This is a genomic window from Streptomyces sp. NPDC087310 (genome assembly GCF_044744405.1).
Lineage (GTDB): Bacteria > Actinomycetota > Actinomycetes > Streptomycetales > Streptomycetaceae > Streptomyces.
This window is the reverse complement of record NZ_JBIUYF010000002.1, coordinates 1,031,358-1,047,749: the sequence shown is the minus strand read 5'-3', so window position 1 is coordinate 1,047,749 and position 16,392 is coordinate 1,031,358. Positions and strand designations below refer to the sequence as shown.

Genomic DNA, 16,392 nt, shown 5'->3' with positions numbered 1-16,392 from the left:
CGCCGTACTGACGGAGGACCGAACGATGCCTACGGGAGGACCGATCGCTGTGGCCGTGACCGAACCAGCTCCGGCGGCGCCGACCGTCGCCCACGCGGGCCTCCTGCGGCGCCAGACCCCGCGCGAGACGTCGGCCCGTACCTACGCGCGCTCCCTGCCCGTCGTCCCCGTGCGCGCCCGGGGGCTGACGATCGAGGGAGCTGACGGCAGACGGTATCTGGACTGCCTGTCCGGGGCGGGCACCCTCGCCCTCGGACACAACCACCCGGTCGTCCTGGAGGCCATCAGGAAGGTCCTGGACTCCGGCGCCCCGCTGCACGTCCCCGATCTGGCCACCCCCGTCAAGGACGCCTTCACCGCCGAGCTCCTCGCCACGCTCCCGGCCGGGTTCGCCGCCGGCGCCCGGGTCCGGTTCTGCGGTCCCACGGCCGCCGACGCCGTCGGGAGCGCGCTCGCCCTGGCCCGTACCGCCACCGGCCGCGACGGAGCGCTCACCTTCACCGGGACCGACCACGACGCGTGGACGGCGGAGCTGTCCGACGCCCGGGGCGGACCGGCCGCCCCCGCCGCGATGATCCTCGAACCGGTCCAGGACGAGGGCGGGGTCGTCCCGGCGCCCGACGCGTGGCTGCGCGGGATGCGCCGGATCACGGCGGACCGCTCCATTCCGCTCATCGTCGACGAGACGCGGACGGGGGTGGGGCGGACCGGCGCGTTCTGGGCCGTGGAACACAGCGGGATCACCCCCGACGCCATGGTGATGTCCCAGGCGATCGGCGGCTCCCTCCCGCTGGCCGTGATCGTCCACCACGCGGACCTGGACGCCCCGTTGCCCGACGGCCGGACGGACGCCTTCCGCGGCAACCAGCTCGCGATGGCGGCGGGCGCGGCCACACTCGCGTACGTACGGCAGCACCGGCTCGCCGAGCGCGCCGCGCACCTCGGGGCGCACCTGCTGGGACAGCTCGCGGAGTTGACCGCCCACCACCCCCGCGTCGGCGCCGTACGCGGACGTGGTCTCATGATCGGTGTGGAACTCGTCGCCCCGGCAGCCGGCGATCCTGCCCCGCCGGCCCCCGCACTCGCGGCCGCCGTCCAGCAGGAGTGTCTCCGTCGCGGCCTCATCGTCGGACTCGGCGGGCGCGAGGCGTCCGTGGTAAGGCTGCTCCCACCGCTCACCCTCACCGACGAACAGGCCGACGCGGTCCTCGACCGCTTCGCCGACGCACTCGACGCCGCGCTCGCCACGGCCGAACGCCCCGCGCCCCGCAAAGCAGCCGTGCGCCGCGAAGAAGCAGCCGCACCCCGCCAAGAAGCAGCCGCGCGCCGCGGCGCGGTCGCCGGGCCCCGCCGAAAAGAGACCGGTCCGCCCCGCTGACCCCGACCCCTCCTCACAAGGAAGCCCTCCGTGAACACCACTCCCTCACCCGACGCGCCCGAGGCCGACGGCCCTCCCACCACCGCGGAGTCGGGCACGGTGCCACGGCAGGCCGCGGGGGGACCCGACGGGCGACCCACCGGCCCCGCCGCCCCGTCGGGCCCTGCCGAGGCCGTCGCGTACACCGACCACCTCGACCACTCCGACCCGCAGAAGGCCGCCGACGCGGCGGCCACCGAGAACCTGCTGCGCTGCTGGGTCCGGGAGACCGGACTGACCCGCCCCGACGGTACGGTGCTGCGCGTCCCGCTCGACGCCAGCGGCACCGCCCTCCTCGTTCCCGTACACCACTGGTCCGCGACGGGCTGGCACCGCTTCGGGATGCCCTTCCTGGAAGGCGGCCCGCAGGACGCCCCCGCCGCCGAGGCCGTCACCGTGGCCGCGCTCCTCGGCCGCGAGTCGGGCCGCTACCAGGGCGCCGACCTGGTGGGCCGGGTCGCCAACTCGCTCGGCCACACCGCCGAGTTCCTCGCCGACCGGCGCGCACGCCCCGAGGCCGCCGAGGGCGCCGACCCGTTCCTCACCGCCGAGCAGTCCCTGCTCCTCGGACACCCCCTGCACCCCACGCCCAAGAGCAGGGAGGGGCTCTCCGAGGCCGAAGCCCGCCGCTACTCCCCGGAGATGCGCGGCTCCTTCCCCCTCCACTGGATGGCCGTCGACCGCTCCGTCCTCGCCACCGACTCGGCCTGGACCGAACAGGGCCGGGTCCTGCCCGCCGACGTGCTCACGGCCCGCCTCCTCGGGGACCACCCCCTCCCCGAGAACACCGTCGCCCTGCCCCTGCACCCCTGGCAGGCGCGGGACCTGATCCACCGTCCGGCCGTACGGAAGCTCCTCGACGCCGGCCTCCTGCACGACCTCGGACCCCAGGGCGACCCCTGGCACCCCACCTCCTCCATCCGTACGGTGCACCGCCCGGGCGCCCCCGCCATGCTCAAGCTCTCCCTCGGCGTACGCATCACCAACTCCCGCCGGGAGAACCTCCGCAAGGAACTCCACCGCGGCGTCGAGGTCCACCGGCTGCTGCGCAGCGGCCTCGGCAAGGAGTGGGGGGCCGCGCACCCCGGCTTCGACATCGTCCGTGACCCCGCCTGGCTCGCCGTGGACACCACGGAGGGCGAACCCGTCACCGGACTCGACGTCATGCTGCGCCACAACCCGTTCGGACCGGCGGACGACGCCGTGTGCATCGCGGGACTGACCGCGCCGCGCCCGTACCCCGGGCGCACCGGGGTGTACTCGCGGCTGGCCGAGATCGTCTCCGGGCTCGCGGCCCGCACCGGCCGCCCGGAGGGCGCCGTCGCCGCCGAGTGGTTCCTGCGCTACCTGGACCAGGTCGTACGCCCCGTGCTCTGGCTGGACGGTACGGCCGGGATCGCCCTGGAGGCGCACCAGCAGAACACGCTGGTCATCCTCGACCCGGCGGGCTGGCCCGTCGGCGGACGCTACCGCGACAACCAGGGCTACTACTTCCGCGAGTCCCACCGCGCCGCGCTGGAGCGCAGGCTCCCCGGCATCGGAACGGTCAGCGACACCTTCGTCTCCGACGCCGTCACCGACGAACGCTTCGCCTACTACCTCGGCATCAACAACGTCCTCGGGCTGATCGGCGCGTTCGGCGCCCAGGGCCTCGCCGACGAGCGCGTGCTCATCGCGGCCTTCCGGCGCTTCCTGGCCGGCGCGGCGGACCTCGGCTCGTCCCTGCCCGCCCTGCTCCTGGAGAGCGACACGCTGCGCTGCAAGGCCAATCTGCTCACCAGGCTGCACGGTCTGGACGAACTCGTCGGCCCGGTGGACACCCAGTCCGTCTACGTCACCCTCACCAACCCTCTGCGTGAGTGAAGGAACATGAAGAACCGTCAGAACTGCTGAGAGGAGAGCGCCACTGTGCCTTCCACCGAAGCGAGCACCGACACCGGAACCGGCCCCGTGTCACCCCCGCGCGGGGCCGTGCCCCCGCCGTCCGGGGACACCCCCACCGGTGATCTGCTCGACGCCCCGGCGGAGTGGGGCCCCACCGCCACCGCCGCCGGGGTCTTCCAGCTCGTCCCGGTCTCCGTGGAGCGCGACCTCGCCCTGGTCAGCGAGTGGATGAACGATCCGGCAGTCGCCGCGTTCTGGCACCTCGCGGGCCCGGACGCCGTCACCGAAGCCCATGTGCGGCCCCAGGTCGACGGCGACGGACGCACGATCCCCTTCCTCGGCGTGCTCGACGGGGTTCCCATGAGCTACTGGGAGCTGTACCGCGCCGACCTCGACCCCCTCGCGCGCCACTACCCCGCGCGCCCCCACGACACCGGGATCCATCTGCTGCTCGGCGGGGGCACGAACCGTGGCCGCGGGGTCGGCACCACTCTGCTGCGGGCCGTCGCGGACCTGGTCCTCGACCACCGGCCCCGGTGCGCGCGGGTCGTCGCCGAACCCGATCTGCGCAACACCCCTTCCGTCTCCGCGTTTCTCAGCGCCGGCTTCCGCTTCGCCGCGGAGATCGACCTGCCCGACAAACGGGCCGCGCTCATGGTCCGTGACCGGGCACTGCGCGACCTCCTGTGATCGATCCGCCGCCCCCTCGGCTCCGCTCTTCCCGTGCATCCCGTAGGCCCCGTACGGCCCGCTCACGCGGGCCACCCCGCTCGCCCTGTACGTCCCCGCTCCACACCCATCGGTTCCCTCCCGAGGAGTTCTCGTGCCGACCTCCCCTGCTTCGCCCGCATCGCCCGCCTCCTCCACCACTCCTGCCGCTCCCGCCACTCCCGCCACTCCCGACTCCACCGACCCGACCGGCTCCATAGCCACCCCTGGTAAGGCGGCCGGCGCGGGTTCGCCCGACCCCGCCCCGCTCTTCGCCCCGCCCGAGCTGAACCCGGCCGCGTGGGAGCGCGCGGCCTGCCGTCTGCTCGCCAAGACGCTCGGGGAGTTCGCGTACGAGGAGATCATCGACCCCCGGTCGGTACCCGAGTCCATACCGGCCTCGGAACCCGCCGCGGAACCGGCTTCCGTACCGGCCTCCGCACCGGCGTCCGCATCCGCGGCCGGCCCCGGGCACTACGCGATCACGCTCGACGCCGGCGAGACGCTCACCTTCCGCGCCGAGCGCGGCGCGTACGGCCACTGGCGCGTCGACCCCGGCTCCGTACGCTGCGACGACCTGCCCTTCACCGACCCCCTGCGCTTCCTGCTGATGGCGCGGCGGCTGCTCGGCCTGGACGGCACCACCCTCGGCCATCTCGTCCGCGAACTCACCACCACGCTCGCCGCCGACGCCAAGCTCGACCACACCGCCCTGAGCGCCGCCGAACTCGCCGACCTCGGTTACGCGGAGCTGGAAGGCCATCAGACCGGCCACCCCTGGATCGTCCTCAACAAGGGCCGCGTCGGCTTCTCCGGCTCCGACGCCGACCGCTGGGCTCCCGAGGGCCGCACCCCGGCCACCCTCCCCTGGATCGCGGTCTCCACCACCCTCGCCACCTACCGGGGCGTCGCCGCGCTCGCCACCCCGGAACAGCTCTACGCGCTCGAACTCGACGACGCCGTACGCGAACGCTTCGACACCGTGCTCCGGGAGCGCGGCCTCGACCCCGCCGCCTACCTCTACCTGCCCGTACACCCCTGGCAGTGGGACGAAGTGCTGCTCCAGCTCTACGCGCCCGCCATAGCCGGGGGAGCGATCGTCCCGCTCCCCACCGACGGTGACCTCCGGCTGCCGCAGCAGTCGATCCGTACCTTCCTCAACGTCCGGCGGCCCGACCGGCACACCGTCAAGCTGCCGCTGTCCATCCTCAACACCCTCGTCTGGCGCGGACTGCCCACCGAACGCACCCTCGCAGCCCCCGCCGTCACCGCGTGGATGCACGGCGTGCGCGACGCGGACCCGTTCCTCCGCGACGAGTGCCGCGTGATCCTCCTCGGCGAGGTCGCCTCCGTGACCGTCGAGCACCCGCTCTACGACCACCTCCCCGAAGTCCCGTACCAGTACAAGGAACTGCTCGGTACGATCTGGCGCGAGCCCCTCCAGACCCGGCTGGCCCCCGGCGAACGCGCCCGTACGCTCGCCTCGCTCATCCATACGGATCCGGCGGGCCGCGCGTTCACCGCAGAACTGGTCGCGCGCTCCGGGCTCCCTCCCGAGGAGTGGCTGCGCCGCCTCTTCGGGGCGCTGCTCCCCGCCCTGCTGCACTTCCTGTACCGCTACGGGACGGTCTTCTCCCCGCACGGCGAGAACGCCATCGTCGTCTTCGACGACCAGGACGTGCCCGTACGGCTCGCGATGAAGGACTTCGTCGACGACGTGAACCTCAGCGCCCGGCCGCTGCCCGAGCACGACGCGATGCCCGACGACGTGAAGGACACGCTTCTCACGGAGGAGCCCGCCTTTCTCCCGCAGTTCATCCATTCAGGGCTCTTCATCGGCGTCTTCCGCTATCTGGCACCGCTGTGCGCCGACCAACTGGACGTGCCGGAGGACGTGTTCTGGTCCCTCGTACGGGCGGAGATTCTGCGCCACCAGGCCAGGTTCCCTGAGTTGAAGGAGCGCTTCGAGACGTTCGACCTGCTCACGCCGCGTATCGAGCGCCTCTGCCTCAACCGTAACCGGCTGCATCTCGACGGTTACCGGGACCGCTCCGACCGGCCGCACGCCGCCGTGCACGGTACGGTGCCCAACCCGCTCGCCGTCGTACAGCCGAGCGATTGAGCATCGTTGTCAGTGGTGCCCCGTAGGGTGGTCGGGCTATGACGAAGCCATCACTCCCCGAGCTCCTCCACGCCGCCGTCAGCTCCGTCGGCGGCGTGGAACGGCCAGGCCAGGTCACCATGGCCGAGGCCGTCGCCCAAGCCATCGACGACCCCTCCCACCTGCTGGTCCAGGCCGGTACCGGCACCGGAAAGTCCCTGGGCTATCTGGTGCCGGCCCTGGCCCACGGAGAGCGGGTCGTGGTGGCCACGGCGACGCTGGCCCTCCAGCGTCAGCTCGTGGAGCGTGATCTGCCGCGGACGGTCGACGCACTGCATCCGCTGCTGCGCCGCCGCCCCCAGTACGCCATGCTCAAGGGACGGTCCAACTACCTCTGTCTGCACCGGCTGCACGAGGGCGTGCCGCAGGACGAGGAGGACGGCCTCTTCGACCAGTTCGAGGCCGCGGCGCCGACCAGCAAGCTGGGCCAGGACCTGCTGCGGATGCGGGACTGGTCGGACGAGACGGAGACGGGCGACCGGGACGACCTGACGCCGGGCGTCTCCGACCGCGCCTGGTCGCAGGTCTCCGTCTCGTCCCGGGAGTGCCTCGGCGCGTCGAAGTGCGCGTACGGCGCGGAGTGCTTCGCCGAGCTGGCGCGGGAGCGCGCCAAGCTCGCCGATGTCGTGGTGACCAACCACGCGCTGCTGGCGATCGACGCGATCGAGGGTGCCCCGGTGCTTCCGCAGCACGAGGTGCTGATCGTGGACGAGGCCCATGAGCTGGTCTCACGGGTCACCGGGGTGGCCACCGGGGAGCTGACCCCGGGGCAGGTGCACCGCGCCGTACGCCGCTCGGCGAAGCTGGTGAACGAGAAGGCGGCGGACGCGCTCCAGACCGCGGCCGAGACCTTCGAGCGGCTGATGGAGCTGGCCCTCCCCGGCCGGCTGGAGGAGATCCCCGAGGACCTCGGCTTCGCCCTGATGGCGCTGCGCGACGCGGCGCGTACGGTCATCTCGGCGATCGGTTCGACACGCGACAAGTCCGTGCAGGACGAGGACGTCGTACGGAAGCAGGCGCTGGCGTCCGTGGAGTCCGTCCACGGTGTGGCGGAGCGGATCGCCAACGGCTCGGAGTGGGACGTCGTCTGGTACGAGCGGCACGACCGGTTCGGCGCGTCCCTGCGGGTCGCTCCGCTCTCCGTGTCGGGGCTGCTGCGGGAGAAGCTGTTCACCGACCGCTCGGTGGTGCTCACCTCGGCCACCCTCAAGCTCGGCGGCGACTTCAACGGGGTGGGCGCTTCCCTCGGCCTGGCGCCGGAGGGCACGGAGGGCGACGACGTCCCGCAGTGGAAGGGCATCGACGTCGGCTCGCCCTTCGACTACCGCAAGCAGGGCATTCTCTACGTCGCGCGCCATCTCTCCCCACCGGGGAGGGAGGGCACCCGCGGCGACATGATGGATGAGCTGGCGGAGCTGGTGGAGGCCGCCGGCGGGCGGACGCTGGGGCTCTTCTCGTCCATGCGGGGAGCTCAGGCGGCGGCCGAGGAGCTGCGGAGCCGGCTGGACTCGCCGATCCTGCTCCAGGGCGAGGAGACACTGGGCGAGCTGATCAAGGCGTTCGCCGCCGATCCGAAGACGTGCCTGTTCGGCACGCTGTCGCTCTGGCAGGGCGTCGATGTGCCGGGGCCCAGCTCCCAGCTCGTGGTGATGGACCGGATCCCGTTCCCGCGTCCGGACGACCCGCTGATGAGCGCGCGGCAGAAGGCCGTGGAGGAAGGTGGCGGCAATGGCTTCATGGCCGTGGCCGCCACGCATGCCGCGCTGCTGATGGCCCAGGGCGCCGGCCGTCTCGTCCGGGCGACCGGGGACCGCGGTGTGGTCGCCGTCCTTGACCCGAGGCTGGCCAATGCCCGGTACGGCAGCTTCCTGCGGGCCTCGCTGCCCGATTTCTGGTACACCACGGACCGTCATCAGGTACGGCGGTCGCTGGCGACGATCGACGAGGCGGCCCGGGCGGACGGGCGGTAGCCCGCTCCAGGAGGTTGCGCTCCATGACGTTGCGGTACACGAGAGGTCGGCGTGTACCGCAACAGGATCCTTCGGCGCATTCCCCGTACGTGCCGTGCCCCCTGCGGGGCGCGGCGCACTCGATCGCCCTTTCAGACCCGGCGCAGGACCGCGACCACCTTGCCGAGGATGGTCGCCTCGTCACCGGGGATCGGCTGGTACGCCGCGTTGTGCGGGAGCAGCCAGACATGGCCGTCCTCGCGGCGGAAGCGCTTGACCGTCGCCTCGCCGTCCAGCATCGCCGCCACGATGTCACCGTTCTCCGCGACCGGCTGGCGGCGGACCGTCACCCAGTCGCCGTCGCAGATCGCTGCCTCGATCATCGAGTCACCGACGACCTTCAGCACGAACAGCTCGCCGTCGCCCACCAGTTGGCGGGGGAGCGGGAAGACGTCCTCGACGGACTCCTCCGCCAGGATCGGTCCACCGGCGGCGATCCGGCCGACCAGCGGGACGTACGAGGCAGCGGGCTTGCCCGTCGTGTCCGTCTGCTGCGTGCTCGGCTGGTCCGACCCGCGGACCTCGTACGCCCTCGGCCGGTGCGGGTCGCGGCGCAGGAAGCCCTTGCGCTCCAGGGCCATCAGTTGGTGCGCCACCGACGAGGTGCTGGAGAGCCCCACGGCCTGGCCGATCTCCCGCATCGAGGGCGGGTATCCGCGGCGCTGCACGGAGTCCCGGATGACTTCGATCACCCTGCGCTGCCGGTCCGTGAGACCCGAGCTGTCCGCCCTGATCCCTGGAGGTCGGCCGGGCATCGAACGGGTGGGCTTGGCGCCCTCCGGGTTCGAGGCTGTGTCATTCACATTCATGGCATGCACCGGATCGAGTCGGCCCTGGGAGCGGTCCTGGGCAGTGATGGTGGCACTGTCTGCGGTGGTGGTCACGGTGGCCCCTCTCGAAATGTTCTCCCTAGCTGGACAACGGTAGTAGCTTTCGAAAGGTTGCGCCAAACACACGTTCGAGTGAAAAATTGCGGAGTGTCTGTCGTGGGCGGCCGACTGGGTGTATGAGCAGGTTCTTCCGGGTGAGATGCCACCGTGACGCCCCCGTCCGGCAGGCGATCCGGGGCTGTCCTCAGGGGCGCCCGGAGGGCGCTCCGGTACGCCGTCCGGGGCTCCTCCAGTCTCGCATCCGGTGGCCCGCGATCCCGGGCGCCGCGCCCTTCCCGTACTCTCGTGGCCGGTCGCAGCGGCCCCGCCGCACCCGCCCCGACGCGCGACACGCGCTGGGGCCTAGGATGCAACCAAACCCCAGATCTAGTGGTTGGATTGTCGCAGCCACCCAGAAGTTGTGGTCCCGGGTCTTCGGTCCCGAGCGCATCGCCTATGCTGGGACATGCTTCGAGGGGCCCTTTCCGGGCCCTGGCGGGGCTATTCAGTCGTGCTGTGAAGGAGGGGTTGGGAGCCATGCACTGTCCCTTCTGCAGGCACCCCGACAGCCGGGTCGTCGACAGTCGCACCACCGACGACGGGACGTCCATCCGGCGCCGCCGTCAGTGCCCCGACTGCTCCCGCCGTTTCACGACGGTGGAGACCGCCTCGCTGATGGTGATCAAGCGCAGCGGCGTGACCGAACCCTTCAGCCGTACCAAGGTCATCTCCGGCGTGCGCAAGGCGTGCCAGGGGCGGCCGGTCACCGAGGACGCCCTCGCCAAGCTCGGCCAGCGGGTCGAGGAGGCGGTGCGCGCCACCGGGAGCGCCGAGCTGACCACCCACGACGTGGGGCTGGCCATACTCGGCCCGTTGCAGGAACTCGACCTCGTCGCGTATCTGCGCTTCGCGTCCGTGTACCGGGCGTTCGACTCACTCGAAGACTTCGAGGCCGCCATCGCGGAACTGCGCGAGCGGCCTCCCTCGGAGGAACGCGGCACCGGCGAGGCCCTTGAGGTCCCCGTGCCCGCCACCGCCGCGGACTGACCGGCCGGCTCGATCCCGGCCGCTCCGCGGCGACCAAGACCTGTCACGGGTGCGCTGTGCGCGTGCCCGAGGCATCAGACACACACCCCGTGCCACGGGAAGAACATGGCACGACAGGGCGTTTTTGTACGTATATGGGAGGCGGCATGACAGAGACGGCGAGCGGCTCGGCACGGGGTACCCGCACCAAGGGGACCAAGGCCGGCAAGGGGCTGCGTATCGAGCGGATCCACACCACCCCCGGCGTGCATCCGTACGACGAGGTGGCCTGGGAGCGCCGTGACGTCGTCATGACCAATTGGCGCGACGGCTCGGTCAACTTCGAGCAGCGTGGCGTCGAGTTCCCCGACTTCTGGTCGTTGAACGCGGTCAACATCGTCACCAGCAAGTACTTCCGCGGGGCCGTCGGCACCCCGCAGCGCGAGACCGGGCTCAAGCAGCTCATCGACCGGATCGTGAAGACGTACCGCAAGGCCGGTGAGGAGCACCAGTACTTCTCGTCGCCCGCCGACGCCGAGATCTTCGAGCACGAGCTGGCGTACGCCCTCCTGCACCAGGTCTTCAGCTTCAACTCGCCCGTGTGGTTCAACGTCGGCACGCCCCAGCCGCAGCAGGTCTCCGCCTGCTTCATCCTGGCCGTCGACGACTCCATGGACTCGATCCTGGACTGGTACAAGGAAGAGGGGATGATCTTCAAGGGCGGATCGGGCGCCGGCCTGAACCTCTCCCGGATCCGCTCCTCCAAGGAGCTCCTCTCCTCCGGCGGCAACGCCTCGGGACCCGTCTCCTTCATGCGCGGCGCCGACGCCTCCGCCGGAACGATCAAGTCCGGCGGCGCCACCCGGCGCGCGGCCAAGATGGTCATCCTCGACGTCGACCACCCCGACATCGAGGACTTCATCGAGACCAAGGTGAAGGAGGAGGAGAAGATCCGCGCCCTGCGCGACGCGGGCTTCGACATGGACCTGGGCGGCGACGACATCACGTCCGTCCAGTACCAGAACGCCAACAACTCCGTCCGGGTCAACGACGAGTTCATGAAGGCCGTCGAGGCCGGCGGCAAGTTCGGGCTGCGCGCCCGGATGACCGGTGACGTCATCGAAGAGGTCGAGGCGAAGTCCCTCTTCCGCAAGATGGCCGAGGCGGCCTGGGCCTGCGCCGACCCGGGCATCCAGTACGACGACACGATCAACCACTGGCACACCTGCCCCGAGTCCGGCCGGATCAACGGCTCGAACCCGTGCAGCGAGTACATGCACCTGGACAACACCTCGTGCAACCTGGCCTCGCTGAACCTGATGAAGTTCCTCAAGGACGACGGCAAGGGCAACCAGTCCTTCGAGTCCGAGCGCTTCGCCAAGGTCGTCGAGCTGGTCATCACCGCGATGGACATCTCCATCTGCTTCGCGGACTTCCCGACGCAGAAGATCGGCGAGAACACCCGCGCCTTCCGCCAGCTCGGCATCGGCTACGCCAACCTCGGCGCCCTGCTGATGGCCACCGGACACGCGTACGACTCCGACGGCGGCCGCAGCCTGGCCGGTGCCATCACCTCGCTGATGACGGGCACGTCGTACCGCCGCTCCGCGGAGCTGGCCGCGGTCGTCGGTCCGTACGAGGGCTACGCCCGCAACGCCGAGCCGCACAAGCGCGTCATGAAGCAGCACTCCGACGCCAACGGCGTGGCCGTCCGCGTCGACGACCTGGACAGCCCGGTCTGGGCCGCGGCCACGGAGGCTTGGCAGGACGTGCTGCGCCTCGGTGAGAAGAACGGATTCCGCAACGCCCAGGCGTCGGTCATCGCGCCCACCGGCACCATCGGTCTCGCGATGTCCTGCGACACCACGGGCCTGGAGCCCGACCTCGCGCTGGTCAAGTTCAAGAAGCTGGTCGGCGGCGGCTCGATGCAGATCGTCAACGGCACCGTGCCGCAGGCGCTGCGCCGGCTCGGCTACCAGTCGGAGCAGATCGAGGCGATCGTCGAGCACATCGCCGAGAACGGTGTGGTGGTCGACGCGCCCGGTCTGAAGACCGAGCACTACGAGGTCTTCGACTGCGCGATGGGCGAGCGCTCCATCTCCGCGATGGGCCACGTCCGCATGATGGCGGCCATCCAGCCGTGGATCAGCGGCGCGCTGTCCAAGACGGTGAACCTGCCGGAGACCGCCACCGTCGAGGACGTCGAGGAGGTCTACTTCGAGGCGTGGAAGATGGGCGTCAAGGCGCTCGCGATCTACCGCGACAACTGCAAGGTCGGCCAGCCGCTCTCCGCGAAGAAGAAGGACGAGAAGGTCGCGGAGAAGGCCGAGGAGACCATCCGCGAGGCCGTCGAGAAGGTCATCGAGTACCGCCCGGTCCGCAAGCGCCTCCCCAAGGGCCGTCCCGGCCTCACCACCTCCTTCACGGTCGGTGGCGCCGAGGGCTACATGACCGCCAATTCCTATCCGGACGACGGTCTCGGCGAGGTCTTCCTCAAGATGTCGAAGCAGGGCTCGACGCTCGCGGGCATGATGGACGCCTTCTCGATCGCCGTCTCGGTCGGTCTGCAGTACGGCGTGCCGCTGGAGACGTACGTCTCCAAGTTCACCAACATGCGCTTCGAGCCGGCCGGTATGACGGACGACCCGGACGTGCGGATGGCGCAGTCGATCGTCGACTACATCTTCCGCCGCCTCGCGCTGGACTTCCTGCCCTTCGAGACCCGCTCCGCGCTCGGCATCCACTCGGCCGAGGAGCGCCAGCGTCACCTGGACACCGGTTCGTACGAGCCCGCCCTCGACGCGGACGGTGCCCTCGACACCGAGTCCCTGGCCACCACGGCCTCGCCCCGCCCGGTCACCCAGCAGTCCGCCCCCGCGGCGCCCAAGGCGACGGTGATCCCGGCACCGAAGGAGGCGCACACCTCGGCCGAACTGGTCGAGATGCAGCTCGGCATCAGCGCCGACGCCCCGCTCTGCTTCTCCTGCGGTACGAAGATGCAGCGGGCCGGGTCCTGCTACATCTGCGAGGGCTGCGGCTCCACCAGCGGCTGTAGCTGAGCCGGTAGTCCCGTAGCACCCTGAGGGGCGGTGGGCCGAAGTGGCCCGCCGTCCCTCAGGCGGTTCCCATCAGGGCGCCGAAGGACTGCGGGTCCGTGTCGAAGCCGTGCAGGACCGGGCGGAACTGCCAGGTGCCCGACCCGTCCCGGGTGAACTCGGCGAACGTCGCCGCCGTCGCGTCGTCCACAGCCGTGAAGTCGTGCGCCGACAGCTCCGTGTACCCCTCCGCCAGCCGGACCGAGGCGTTGGCCACGTCCCCGAACGTTCTGCGGCCGCCCTGCTGCTGGATGGCCACCCCCACCACCACGCGGCGGTAGTCCGACCCGAGGCGGTCCAGCTCCAGCGTCATCTCCTCGTCGGAGCCGAAGCCCTGGCCCGTACGGCTCTCGCGGTCCAGCGTGATCGTCCCGTCCGGGGAGCGGCTGCCGAAGTGGACCAGATAGGCGGGTGTGTCCGGGGCGTCCGACGTGTAGGTGGCGGCGACGAGGTCCAGGTCGTGCGGGGTCTCGCCCCTCGGGCTGGGATCCCATTTGAGGGTGACCTCGATCTTGGACACGCCTCTGTTGAAACTGCTCACCAGTCTTCCCCCTCTGCGGAACCGGTGCGGATCTCCGGGCCTTTGCACAAGGCTAGACCGCGCCACCGACAACCCGCTGCCCCATCTGGCCAGTTGACGCCACCTTGGCCGATACTCGACAGGCCGGGCGCCGCCGCGGAGCCCCTGGTGCGTCCCGTCCGGGCGTGACCGATGCCACGTCCCGCCCCGTACGATGGCGCGGTGCTGGTCAAGTGGATTCGCTGCACCGTGATCGACCGTCGAGGTTTCGAACGCGGGCAGCGGAAATGGGCGGGGTTGCTCGGTGAGCCGGGGTTCCGGGGGCAGGGCGGGGGATGGAGCAGGTCGCGGCCGGGCGTCGTCCATGTCTTCACGTTCTGGGAGAGCCGCGCGTTCTACGACTCGTTCATGGCGCGCTCGCACGACCGGCTGTCCGCCTCGCAGTTCGGGACGTACAAGGAGATCCAGGTCAAGCTCTTCGACCACCGCTTCGACGTGAAGACGGGCTTCGAGCCGCGCTTCACCGACGCGGACGTGGTCCGGGTCGCGCACTCCCGGGTGCATGAGGAACGGGTGGAGCACTTCGCCCTCATGCAGGAGAAGGTGTGGAACCCCGCGATGGCCGGCTCGCCGGGGATGGTGCGCGGGCTCTTCGGGGAGGCGCCCGGCCATGAATTCATCGTCCTCTCCATGTGGAAGTCGGCGGCCGAGCACGGCAAGTACCGCGTCGAGCGGGTCGAACGGCTGACGCTCCGTGCCCAGACGGCCACGGACGTCGCGGCGCTGGCCGGGGACGTCATCGATCTGGAGCCGTCCTGGACCGTGTGAACGCGGTTCAGGACCCATGTGGCCGGGCCGTGCGGCACCCCGGAGTACCGGGTGGCCGCACGGCCGCGACCCGGGCGATCTAGGGTCGTGTCATGGCACGACCGCGGCGCATTGTCCTTGTCCGGCACGGCGAGTCGGAAGGGAACGCAGATGACACGGTGTACGAGCGTGAGCCCGACCATGCCCTGAGGCTCACCGAGAAGGGCCGCAGACAGGCCGAGGAGACGGGGGAACGGCTGCGCGAACTGTTCGGCCAGGAGCCGGTCAGCGTCTTCGTCTCGCCCTACCGCCGTACCCACGAGACCTTCGAGGCGTTCGGTCTCGACCCCGGCCAGGTGCGGATACGCGAGGAGCCCCGGCTGCGCGAGCAGGACTGGGGGAACTGGCAGGACCGTGAGGACGTACGCCTCCAGAAGGCATACCGTGACGCGTACGGGCACTTCTTCTACCGCTTCGCCCAGGGGGAGTCGGGGGCGGACGTCTACGACCGTGTCGGGGCCTTCCTGGAGTCCCTGCACCGCAGCTTCGAGACGCCCGACTCGCCGGAGAACGTCCTGCTGGTGACCCACGGGCTGACCATGCGGCTGTTCTGCATGCGGTGGTTCCACTGGTCGGTCGCGGAGTTCGAGTCGCTGTCCAACCCGGGCAACGCGGAGTACCGGATCCTGATGATCGGCTCCGACGGCCGCTACACCCTGGACCGGCCGTTCGAACAGTGGCGCGTCCCGGAACCGTACGGGCGCACCGTATAAACCCGCGCAAGTGAGGCCCGTACCGGCTAAAGTGCCCGTTCGATGACCTCTGATTCCGTATCCGACCGGCGCTTCGAACGCGCCCTGGCCAGCCTCCGGGGACTGGCCGTGGGAGACGCCCTGGGCTCCCAGTTCTTCGTGCCCGCCAACTATCCGCTCCTCAAGCGCCGCGAGCTGCCGTCCGGCGGCTGGCAGTGGACCGACGACACCGAGATGGCCGCGTCGGTGCTGGCCGTGCTGGCCGCCCACCACCGGGTCGACCAGGACGCCCTCGCGCGCTCCTTCGCCGAGCACCACGACTTCGACCGCGGTTACGGCCCCGCCGTGAACCGGATGCTCCGGCTGATCAGGGAGGGCGGCGACTGGCGCGAGCTGGCCGCCGGGCTCTTCGACGGCCAGGGCTCCTGGGGCAACGGGGCCGCGATGCGGATCGCGCCGCTCGGCGCCTGGTACGCGGAGGACCCCGAGCAGGCCACGCACCAGGCGGAGATCTCCGCGTACACCACCCATCAGCACCGCGAGGCCGTCGTGGGCGCCATGGCGGTGGCAGCGGCGGCCTCCCTCGCCGCCGCCCCGGACGGACCGCCCACGGCGGAGGCGCTGCTCGACGGGGTGGTGGCGCTGGTGCCGCGCAGCGCGGTCGGGGCGGGGCTGCGCCGGGCCAGGGACATGCTGGACTACGACGACCCGGGCACCGTCGCCGCCGTGCTCGGCCGCGGGCGGCGCACCTCCGCGCACGACACCGTGCCGTTCGCCCTCTGGTCCGCGGCGCGCGGGCTCGGCGACTACGAGCGGGCCTTCTGGACGACCGCCCAGGTCGGCGGCGACGTCGACACCAACTGCGCCATCGTCGGGGGAGTGATCTCGGCCGCGGGCGCGAGCGGGGCGGCGCCGGAGCACTGGCGGGAGCGTACGGAGGCACTGCCGGGGTGGCTGACGGTGACGGCCACCCGCTGACGGGGCGGGGCCGGTCGGTGTGCGCGGGGCCGGTCGGCGCTTCCGGGGCGGGGCTCACGGGCAGGCGTGCGCGCCGGGGCGTGCGGCTTACGGGGTATATGCGCCGTTCATTGTCACGGCCCTGCCACAGCCGTCCTTCCGGAGGCATGGACCCGAGAAACCTGTG

The 16,392-nt window shown here is 71.2% G+C and carries 12 protein-coding genes; 10 read left to right on the top strand and 2 right to left on the bottom strand.

Translation table 11 applies throughout. The features are described from left to right. The first annotated feature begins 49 nt into the window (after positions 1–49). The 5 genes from ACIO3P_RS10235 (at position 50) to ACIO3P_RS10215 (ending at position 8,140) form a co-directional block, all read left to right on the top strand. The gene (locus tag ACIO3P_RS10235; RefSeq protein ID WP_329822580.1) at positions 50–1,378 is read left to right on the top strand and encodes an aminotransferase class III-fold pyridoxal phosphate-dependent enzyme; all 1,329 of its coding nucleotides are present in this window, start codon (positions 50–52) and stop codon (positions 1,376–1,378) included. 30 nt (positions 1,379–1,408) lie between these two features. Next, positions 1,409–3,280: an IucA/IucC family protein gene (locus ACIO3P_RS10230; protein WP_401848127.1), complete on the top strand. Its 1,872-nt coding sequence runs from the start codon at positions 1,409–1,411 to the stop codon at positions 3,278–3,280. An 87-nt stretch (positions 3,281–3,367) separates the two neighbouring features. Beyond that, positions 3,368–3,991 carry a GNAT family N-acetyltransferase gene (locus tag ACIO3P_RS10225; RefSeq protein ID WP_401848814.1) on the top strand — a complete coding sequence of 208 codons (624 nt, stop codon included), beginning with the start codon at positions 3,368–3,370 and terminating at the stop codon, positions 3,989–3,991. A 235-nt stretch (positions 3,992–4,226) separates the two neighbouring features. After that, the gene (locus ACIO3P_RS10220; protein WP_401848816.1) at positions 4,227–6,131 is read left to right on the top strand and encodes an IucA/IucC family protein; all 1,905 of its coding nucleotides are present in this window, start codon (positions 4,227–4,229) and stop codon (positions 6,129–6,131) included. Positions 6,132–6,169: 38 nt separating this feature from the next. Next, a complete protein-coding gene (locus ACIO3P_RS10215) occupies positions 6,170–8,140 on the top strand; it encodes an ATP-dependent DNA helicase (RefSeq protein ID WP_329822538.1) in 1,971 nt (656 codons plus the stop codon). A gap of 131 nt (positions 8,141–8,271) precedes the next feature. On the opposite strand, the gene lexA is transcribed toward ACIO3P_RS10215, so the two are convergent. Then, the gene (gene lexA, locus ACIO3P_RS10210) at positions 8,272–9,063 is read right to left on the bottom strand and encodes a transcriptional repressor LexA (RefSeq protein WP_329822537.1); all 792 of its coding nucleotides are present in this window, start codon (positions 9,061–9,063) and stop codon (positions 8,272–8,274) included. A 522-nt stretch (positions 9,064–9,585) separates the two neighbouring features. Here lexA and nrdR point away from each other — a divergent pair. Together nrdR and ACIO3P_RS10200 are read left to right on the top strand one after the other, a co-directional pair. Next, a complete protein-coding gene (gene nrdR, locus ACIO3P_RS10205) occupies positions 9,586–10,095 on the top strand; it encodes a transcriptional regulator NrdR (RefSeq protein ID WP_329822536.1) in 510 nt (169 codons plus the stop codon). Between the two features lie 146 nt (positions 10,096–10,241). Next, entirely contained in the window at positions 10,242–13,133 is a 2,892-nt protein-coding gene (locus ACIO3P_RS10200; protein ID WP_329822535.1) for a vitamin B12-dependent ribonucleotide reductase, read from the top strand. Positions 13,134–13,188: 55 nt separating this feature from the next. Here the strand turns inward: ACIO3P_RS10200 and ACIO3P_RS10195 are convergent, their stop codons facing one another. Then, positions 13,189–13,710: a TerD family protein gene (locus ACIO3P_RS10195; protein WP_329822534.1), complete on the bottom strand. Its 522-nt coding sequence runs from the start codon at positions 13,708–13,710 to the stop codon at positions 13,189–13,191. A 201-nt stretch (positions 13,711–13,911) separates the two neighbouring features. Between ACIO3P_RS10195 and ACIO3P_RS10190 the strand changes: the two genes are divergently transcribed. From ACIO3P_RS10190 to ACIO3P_RS10180, 3 genes are all read left to right on the top strand, one after another. Further along, complete coding sequence (locus ACIO3P_RS10190; protein ID WP_329822533.1) at positions 13,912–14,517, top strand: YdbC family protein; 606 nt, start codon at positions 13,912–13,914, stop codon at positions 14,515–14,517. Between the two features lie 92 nt (positions 14,518–14,609). Continuing rightward, positions 14,610–15,269 (top strand): histidine phosphatase family protein, encoded by a 660-nt coding sequence (locus tag ACIO3P_RS10185; RefSeq protein WP_329822532.1) that lies wholly within the window; start codon positions 14,610–14,612, stop codon positions 15,267–15,269. Between the two features lie 42 nt (positions 15,270–15,311). Beyond that, positions 15,312–16,226: an ADP-ribosylglycohydrolase family protein gene (locus ACIO3P_RS10180; RefSeq protein WP_329822531.1), complete on the top strand. Its 915-nt coding sequence runs from the start codon at positions 15,312–15,314 to the stop codon at positions 16,224–16,226. The last annotated feature ends 166 nt before the right edge of the window (positions 16,227–16,392 follow it).

Excerpts from the sequence above, each read along its gene's own strand:
- ACIO3P_RS10180 (WP_329822531.1), top strand. The coding sequence starts at position 15,312 with ATGACCTCTGATTCCGTATCCGACCGGCGCTTCGAACGCGCCCTGGCC.
- ACIO3P_RS10200 (WP_329822535.1), top strand. The coding sequence starts at position 10,242 with ATGACAGAGACGGCGAGCGGCTCGGCACGGGGTACCCGCACCAAGGGG.
- nrdR (WP_329822536.1), top strand. The coding sequence starts at position 9,586 with ATGCACTGTCCCTTCTGCAGGCACCCCGACAGCCGGGTCGTCGACAGT.
- ACIO3P_RS10215 (WP_329822538.1), top strand. The coding sequence starts at position 6,170 with ATGACGAAGCCATCACTCCCCGAGCTCCTCCACGCCGCCGTCAGCTCC.
- ACIO3P_RS10185 (WP_329822532.1), top strand. The coding sequence starts at position 14,610 with ATGGCACGACCGCGGCGCATTGTCCTTGTCCGGCACGGCGAGTCGGAA.